This window comes from Fulvivirga lutimaris, from assembly GCF_009711525.1.
Lineage (GTDB): Bacteria > Bacteroidota > Bacteroidia > Cytophagales > Cyclobacteriaceae > Fulvivirga > Fulvivirga lutimaris.
Window position 1 is genome coordinate 1 of sequence record NZ_SMLV01000052.1, and the last position, 810, is coordinate 810.

An 810-nucleotide genomic window follows, 5' to 3' on the forward strand; every position below is an offset into this window, starting at 1 on the left:
ATATATTCGAATACATGTATTCGAATATATTGCCTTCCAAATTGGCAGCCCTTCTAAACTAGATGCCCGTTACATTGTAACAAACAAAAATTCGAAACAATGTATAGCAAAGCAAAAATTCTCGCAACAGCTTTTCTTCTTATTCCAATACTATCACTATCAACCAGCTGTAAGAAAAGTGATCCTGCACCTACAGAAGTTTTAACGGTAACAACAAGTAGCGGTAACACAATTAGTCTGGATGGTAAATGGCTTTCAGGATGCGTCACTGATATGGGAGCTAATATAGACGAGACATTTATATTTGAAGGGAATGAATTAATTATTGTCCTATCCTTTTTTCAGGAAAGTAGCTGCACAGAGTTAGCCGGGTCTGAAAAGGTCACTATTGAATTTGAGATTGATGGCACATTTGAAGCCCTTTTAAACGAAGTACCAGTTATTGCCAATAAAATGATAGGCACTCAAACAACATTAAGCAGCGGCATAACAAAAGAGTTTAAACAATCACTGTACATAAATGACGATAACGGGGGTATCTTTTTTCACCATGCAAGATTTCAGGATGATGGCGGTGAACAAACCAGTGACGGTTTTCCTTTGGAGCTAATCCCACTAAAAATTGTCAAGTTATAGTCTTAACAATGTTCTTGCTTATAACATCAGTAGCATCTTATAAAGTATACCGTTCAAAATCAGTTCCAATATGTAATTCGAGACGACTTATATATCAATCATTCATTTCTTTAACGAATGGCTAACATAATTTAATTGAAAATAGATGTACAAACCCTTTAGAATATTTTAAAA

General features: G+C 34.8%; 1 protein-coding gene. It reads left to right on the plus strand.

What is annotated here, in order from left to right; translation table 11 throughout:
* Positions 1–99: 99 nt before the first annotated feature.
* Positions 100–636, plus strand: coding sequence for a hypothetical protein (locus E1140_RS00135; RefSeq protein WP_155177937.1), 537 nt, complete (start codon positions 100–102; stop codon positions 634–636).
* Positions 637–810: the final 174 nt, after the last annotated feature.